The 6,356-nt window shown below is 69.6% G+C and carries 5 protein-coding genes and 1 pseudogene; 3 read left to right on the top strand and 3 right to left on the bottom strand.

The annotated features are described in order from the left end of the window. Nucleotides 1-287, bottom strand: a pseudogene (locus G6026_RS06100) (hypothetical protein); the annotation flags it as partial. 198 nt (nucleotides 288-485) lie between these two features. On the opposite strand from G6026_RS06100, the gene G6026_RS06095 reads away from it, so the two are divergent. Then, a complete protein-coding gene (locus G6026_RS06095) occupies nucleotides 486-1,631 on the top strand; it encodes a nucleotide pyrophosphatase/phosphodiesterase family protein (RefSeq protein ID WP_182612557.1) in 1,146 nt (381 codons plus the stop codon). Between the two features lie 13 nt (nucleotides 1,632-1,644). Here the strand turns inward: G6026_RS06095 and G6026_RS17155 are convergent, their stop codons facing one another. Further along, nucleotides 1,645-2,571, bottom strand: a complete 927-nt coding sequence (locus G6026_RS17155; protein WP_241727959.1) for a serine/threonine protein kinase — start codon at nucleotides 2,569-2,571, stop codon at nucleotides 1,645-1,647. Nucleotides 2,572-2,663: 92 nt separating this feature from the next. Beyond that, nucleotides 2,664-4,136: an NAD(P)/FAD-dependent oxidoreductase gene (locus G6026_RS06085; RefSeq protein WP_309230321.1), complete on the bottom strand. Its 1,473-nt coding sequence runs from the start codon at nucleotides 4,134-4,136 to the stop codon at nucleotides 2,664-2,666. A gap of 108 nt (nucleotides 4,137-4,244) precedes the next feature. Between G6026_RS06085 and G6026_RS06080 the strand changes: the two genes are divergently transcribed. Together G6026_RS06080 and G6026_RS06075 are read left to right on the top strand one after the other, a co-directional pair. Further along, nucleotides 4,245-5,426, top strand: a complete 1,182-nt coding sequence (locus G6026_RS06080; RefSeq protein ID WP_107756248.1) for a zinc-dependent alcohol dehydrogenase — start codon at nucleotides 4,245-4,247, stop codon at nucleotides 5,424-5,426. Nucleotides 5,427-5,466: 40 nt separating this feature from the next. Continuing rightward, entirely contained in the window at nucleotides 5,467-6,204 is a 738-nt protein-coding gene (locus G6026_RS06075; RefSeq protein ID WP_182612553.1) for a histidine phosphatase family protein, read from the top strand. Nucleotides 6,205-6,356: the final 152 nt, after the last annotated feature.

The raw sequence follows: 6,356 nt of genomic DNA, 5'->3' as shown, positions 1-6,356 counted from the left end.
GCGCCGGCCACGGTGCCGACGCCACAGCCGGCGCTGGCGACGGAACCGACCGGACCGGAGGTGTAACCGGGCAGCGAACCGGTGACGGAGGCCGGAAGCAGGTCACCGGCGGAGCCGAGGCCGCCGCCGGTGTCCGCGTCGGTCTCCGTTCCGGCGGAGCCGGTGAGCGACGACGAGTCGAGGGCGCCAGACGACAGGCCGTCTGCGCTCTGGGCTGCCGCGGCGCCGGTCGAGAAGACGAGAAGTGCGGCGGCCAGCGCACCGGCGCAGGCGATGGATCTGGTCACAGTGATCTCCGAGCATGACGGGGGCGCGAGCCCCACGATGAGTTGAGGATTCTTGAGTCCATCACATATACGTCACGAGCGGGGCGGTGTTACGTCACGACCACCACGTCGTCACGTCACGCCGCCTCGCCTTGGTGCCGTCTGCCCGGACGGCGCCGGTCCGCACCGTTCGCGGGCGCGATGAGGGAGAGTGGAGCCATGACCGGGATCCCGACCACCCCCGCCGACCACTCGCTGGCCGACGTCATGCCGTCGATCGCCGCCTCGCTGGGCGTCAACCTCCGCAACCCACTGGCTCTCCCGCCCACGCGGGATACGGTGCTCGTCCTGGTCGACGGCCTCGGCGCCGAGCTCATCCGGCAGCACGCCGAGGTCGCCCCCACCCTCTCGGCGATGACCACGCGGATGATCTCCGCGGGATTCCCCGCCACCACGGCCACGAGTCTGACCAGCCTGGCGGTGGGAGCGCCGTGCTCCCGCCACGGGATCGTCGGGTACAGCTTCGCGCTCCCGGACGAGGGTGCGGAGACACCTACCGTCTTCAACTCGCTCCGGTGGACCACGGGGTCGGCGGAGGGGCCCTCCGCACTGGACCGGTTCCCTCCCCGTGAGGTGCAGGCGCTGCCGAGTCTTCTCGAACTGCTCACCGAGGAGGGGGTCGACGTCACCTACGTCATGCGCGAGGACTTCCGGGCATCCGGACTCACCCGCGCCGCGTTCCGGGCGGAGGGCGAGTACCGCCCGGCTATCTCACTGCAGGAGATCCGCGAGGCGATACTCGCTGTCGTCGCCGCTCCCTCGAAGTCCAGACGGTTCGTCTATTCCTACTTCGGAGACCTCGATCTCATCGGACACATCCACGGTCCGGGCTCTCCGGAGTGGGTTCAGTCGTTGCGCGAGGTGGACGCCTTCGTCGCCGACCTGGCGACGGATCTGCCCCCCGGCTGCGGGTTACTCGTCACCGCCGACCACGGCATGGTGGCCGCGGAGACCGTGATCGATATCGATGCCACACCGTCGCTCCTCACGGACGTCGAGGTGCTCGCCGGCGAGGCCCGGGTACGGCACGTGCACGCACGGGCCGGGGCGGAAACGGCGGTGTTGGCCGCCTGGCGCGAGGAGTTGGCGGGGCACGCGCGGGTGCTGAGCCGGGAACAGGCGCTGGACGAGCAGTTGTTCGGGCCGGGCCGGGACCATGCGGACCGTCTGGGTCACGTCATCGCGGTCGCCACCGGCGGCGTCATCCTCGCCCGCACCCACCACGAGAAGATGGAGTCGGGCCTCCTCGGTCATCACGGGGCCAATACCGCGGCTGAGCAGCACATCCCACTCATCCTGCGGTGAGCCGCCGGCCTGCTCAGCAGGTGACCGGCGTCGACGGGTCGCTGGTGGAGTCCAGCCAGCGACCGTACGCAGGCGGTCCCTCTGCTCGCACGTCTGCGCACAGCTCCTGCCGGGAATACCCGGAAGCGCGGTATACGGCGTAGATGACGTTGCCGTTCTCGTCCCTCGCGCGCAGCGAGGGGCACGCCATGTCGGTGCGCAAGTAGGACGCTCCCGGGTTCTGCGCCAGCGCGGCAGCGATCTCCTGCGCGTATGCACCCGGGGTGACGGCGGAGTACAGGACCACGATCCCCCGACCGTCGCACGCGGGACGGGACATGGGGACACGCAGTCCCAGATCGCCGCTCAGTGCGGCCGAGGACCGACAGTCGTCCAGGACCGCTGCGATCTCAGCGGGCATGCCGTCGGCCTCCGCCTCCTGACGGCACGTGGTGGACGGAATCCCGGTGTATCGCTTCCAACTCCCCCCCACGCGGCTCACTATGTACTGCGTATCCCCGGCGGGTTCACCCTGCGGTACGAAGACGTGCGCCAGTGCCCACGCCCCCGCGCACCGGTCCACGTTGACGTTCCGACGGGCGATACCCGCCTCGCTCGCGATCTCGTCCGGGTCGCAGTCGGCGGACCGCACGGATGGAGCACCGGTTGCAGCTGGCATCGTCTCCGGGACCTGGGGCGCCGTCTCCGGTTCCACGGAGGTCGTCGTCGGCGCTGGTGCGGCACCCGGTTCGCCGCCGTCCGAGGCGACGAGGTAGCCGACCGCGCCGGCGAGGACGACGAGCAGCACCACGATGAGCCCACCCATCACCCACATGAGGCCGTTGCGAGAGGGACCCCGCGGACCCGTTCCGTAGGGGTCCTGGCCCCACCCCCCGTCGTTGCCCCGGTAACCGTCCCGGCTGGAACCGTCCCGCCCGGAGCCACCTGACGGATCGCTCATAGTCACCACCATCGACACGGCCGACGAGGCGGCCTACGTCCGGAGAATGACAGTCACTTTATCCACCTGGCGACCGGCAACGCACCACGTTCTCAGGAGCCGAGCAGGACCTGCGTGAAGTCCTGCTCGTCGGGGTGGTCGAGCATCTCCTCCATCCGCTTCCGGTCGAAGGGCCAGAGATCGATCTCACCGCCGGCTGTCTGGTACCAGGACGTGCACCCGGTGTTCCACACCGTCGGCCCCATCGCCGCGCCCACCGCCCGCGCGAAATCGGCGGTCGCCCTCTCCGTCACCTCGACCGCGTCGAACCGCCCGAGTCGCCATTGCTCGATCCACTGCGCGATGTACCGCGAGGTGAGTTCCGCCGAGTACTGCAGTGAGATCGACCCGGTCGGCGAGTTGGGACCGAGAACGGTGAAGAGGTTGGGGAGACCAGGGATCGCGGTCATCCGGTATGCACGCGGGCCGGTCGCCCAGGCCTCATCGAGACCCAGTCCGTCGCGGCCGGTGATCCGCATGGGGCGCATGTACTCGTGGGATCGGAAACCCGTGGCCAGGACGATCACGTCGGCGTCGTGATGGGCGCCGTCATCGGTGCGGATACCGGTGGGCGTGACCTCGGTGATCGGACTCGTCACCAGCTGGGCGTTGGGGGCGGTGATGGCGCCGTAGTAGGTGCCCGAGACGACCTGCCGCTTACACAGCGGCTCGTCATCGGGAGTCAACCTCGCCCGGAGCCGGGCGTCGCGGACCTGCCGGCGGAGACTCGACCTCGCGTACGCCTGCACCGCCCGGCGACGCCAGGTCGGCTTGAGCACCACGTCCGCCAGAATCCCCGACGCCCACAGTGCGGCCGCGTACAGACCCCGCTGCAGTCCCGGCATCCGGCGGAGCAGGGCGGTGAACAGCTCGGGTTGGCGGACGCCCATCGGCGCCCAGAGGATCCACTGCGGGGAGCGGGTGAAGTGCAGTAGACGCGAGGCCTCGGGCTGAAGCGCGGAGACGATCTGCACCCCCGTGGATCCGGACCCGATCACCGCGACCCGCGATCCACCGGTCTCGAGCTCCGGGTCCCAGCGGGCGGTGTGCACGACAGGGCCGGCGAAGGTGTCGAGTCCGTCGATGTCGGGCACATGGGGGTGGTGGAGCACCCCGGTCGCACACACGACGAAGTCCGCGAGGAGGATCTCCCCTGCCGCGGTGGTGAGAGTCCAGGTTGCGGACTCGTCGTCGTACACCGCATCCGTCACCTCGGTTTCGAGCCGCAACCATCCGTCCAACCCGCACCGCTCCACGACTTCCCGGTGGTAGAGCCGGATCTCCTCGCCGGATGCCCAGACGTGCGACCAGTCGGCTTTCGGTGCGAACCCGAACTGATAGAGCTGTGACGGGACGTCGCAGGTCAGGCCCGGGTAGCGATTCCAGTGCCACACCCCGCCGACGTCGGTGCCCTTCTCGCAGATCAGCACGTCGCTCAGCCCGGCCTGTCGGAACGTGTGCGCGGCGGCGATGCCCGCGAGTCCCGCGCCGATGATCACCACGCGGGGTTGTCGCAGACCGGTCACCACTTCAGGTCTACAGCCTCGGGCGACCGGATGCGATGGTTCGCCCGGCCTCGTAGCGTCGGCGATATGCGTGAGCGCGCATGACACGACCAGCGAGAGGAGCCTGACATGAAGGCAGTCACCTGGCACGGCAAGCGCGATGTCCGCGTGGATGACGTACCCGATCCCAGGATCGAGGAAGCCACCGACGCGATCGTCAGGATCACCAGCACGAACATCTGCGGGTCCGATCTGCACCTGTACGAGGTGCTCGGGCCGTTCATGAACGAGGGCGACGTCCTCGGTCACGAACCGATGGGGATCGTCGAGGACGTGGGGTCCGGACTCACCGATCTCTCCCCCGGCGACCGGGTGGTGATGCCGTTCCAGATCTCGTGCGGCCACTGCTACATGTGCGACAAGGGCCTGAACACCCAGTGCGAGACCACCCAGGTCCGTGACCAGGGGATGGGAGCGGCGTTGTTCGGCTACTCGGAGCTGTACGGAAGTGTCTCCGGCGGTCAGGCGGAGTATCTGCGGGTGCCGCAGGCCCAGAACACGACCATCAAGGTGCCGCACGAGCACACCGACGACCGGTACCTGTACCTGTCCGACGTCTTGCCGACGGCCTGGCAGGCGGTCGAGTACGCGAAGATCCCCGATGGCGGGACCGTCGTGGTACTGGGGCTGGGACCGATCGGCGACATGGCGGCCCGGATCGCCGCCCACCGCGGACACCGCGTCATCGGAGTGGACCCGGTCGCCGAACGCCGGGCCCGCCAGGCGCATCGGGGAGTCGAGGTCCTCGACCCCACCGGCGTCCCCGGTGAACTGGGGGACGTGATCCGCGACATGACCGACGGGCGCGGGCCGGATTCGGTGATCGACGCGGTGGGCATGGAGGCACACGGCTCCCCCGTGGCCACCGCGGCCCACGCAACCGTGGGGATGCTGCCCAAGTTCCTCGGCAAGAAGGTGATGGAGCACTCGGGCGTGGACAGGCTCTCCGCGTTCTACTCCGCTATCGACATCGTGCGCCGGGGCGGGACCATCTCCCTGTCCGGCGTGTACGGCGGCACCGCCGACCCCTTGCCGATGCTGACGATGTTCGACAAGCAGCTCACGCTCACGATGGGGCAGGCCAACGTCAAGCGCTGGGTGCCGGACATCATGCCGCTTCTCAGCGATGACGACCCGCTGGGAGTGGACGACTTCGCCACCCACCGGCTCCCCCTCGCGGACGCCCCCCACGCCTACGAGATCTTCCAGAAGAAGCAGGACGGGGCCGTGAAGATCGTCCTCACCCCGTGAGGTCGGGGCCCGGCGGGAGGCGGACGGGTAGGTTCCGGGCATGACGGAACTCGCCCGCCTCCTGCTCGTCCGCCACGGGCAGAGCGTGGGGAACATCGCTGACGACGAGGCCCGCGCCGCCGGGGCGCACCGCCTCGATCTGAATTACCGGGATGCCGACACCCCGCTGTCGGAGACCGGACTCACCCAGGCGTCGGCCGTCGGCACGTGGTTGGCCGCACTACCGGACGAGCGCCGGCCGACGGTGTGGCTGACCTCCCCGTACCGACGAGCGGCGGACACGGCCGCCGCCGCGTTGGAAGCGGCCCGCCTGGATGCCACTCTCCTCACCGACGAGCGGCTGCGTGAGCGGGACCTCGGGATCCTCGACGGGTTCACCGGGCACGGGATCCGTGACCGCTTCCCGGCGGAGGCGGAGCGGCGCGACCGGATCGGCAAGTTCTACTACCGACCCCCGGGTGGGGAGAGCTGGACGGACGTGGTCCTGCGCGTGCGCTACCTGCTCACCGATCTCCGGCAGCAGTACGCCGGTGAGCGGCTGTGCATCTTCAGCCACCAAGCGGTGATCATGGGATTCCGGGTGGCGTTGGAACATATGGCTGAACAGGACATCCTCCACGTCGACCGTGAAGACCCCCTGCCCAATTGCTCGGTGACGACATACCGGAACGGCGACGGGTCACTGCGCCTCGAGCGGTATGCCGACACCTCGGCCGTAGAGCGGGCCGAGGCCCCCACCACCCGCGAGGGTTCAGCAGCGGACGAGGACGGCCGGTGACCACCGGCCAGGAGGGCGAGGCGCTCGTGCTCACCTCCCACCGCCTGCGGGGGTGGGCGCTTCCCACGCCGGACGGCGGCAAGGAGAGCCGCGGCCGGGTGCTCGTCGTGGGAGGCGGTCGCACCACACCGGGCGGGGTGCTCCTCGCGGCG

This window comes from Dietzia sp. DQ11-38-2, from assembly GCF_014145055.1.
GTDB lineage: Bacteria > Actinomycetota > Actinomycetes > Mycobacteriales > Mycobacteriaceae > Dietzia.
The sequence above is the reverse complement of the archived record's forward strand: the minus strand, read 5'-3'. Positions and strand labels throughout refer to the sequence as shown.

Bases quoted from the DNA above. Each gene is read 5' to 3' on its own strand.
- G6026_RS06080 (WP_107756248.1), top strand. From the start codon at position 4,245: ATGAAGGCAGTCACCTGGCACGGCAAGCGCGATGTCCGCGTGGATGAC.
- G6026_RS06075 (WP_182612553.1), top strand. From the start codon at position 5,467: ATGACGGAACTCGCCCGCCTCCTGCTCGTCCGCCACGGGCAGAGCGTG.
- G6026_RS17155 (WP_241727959.1), bottom strand. From the start codon at position 2,571: ATGAGCGATCCGTCAGGTGGCTCCGGGCGGGACGGTTCCAGCCGGGAC.
- G6026_RS06095 (WP_182612557.1), top strand. From the start codon at position 486: ATGACCGGGATCCCGACCACCCCCGCCGACCACTCGCTGGCCGACGTC.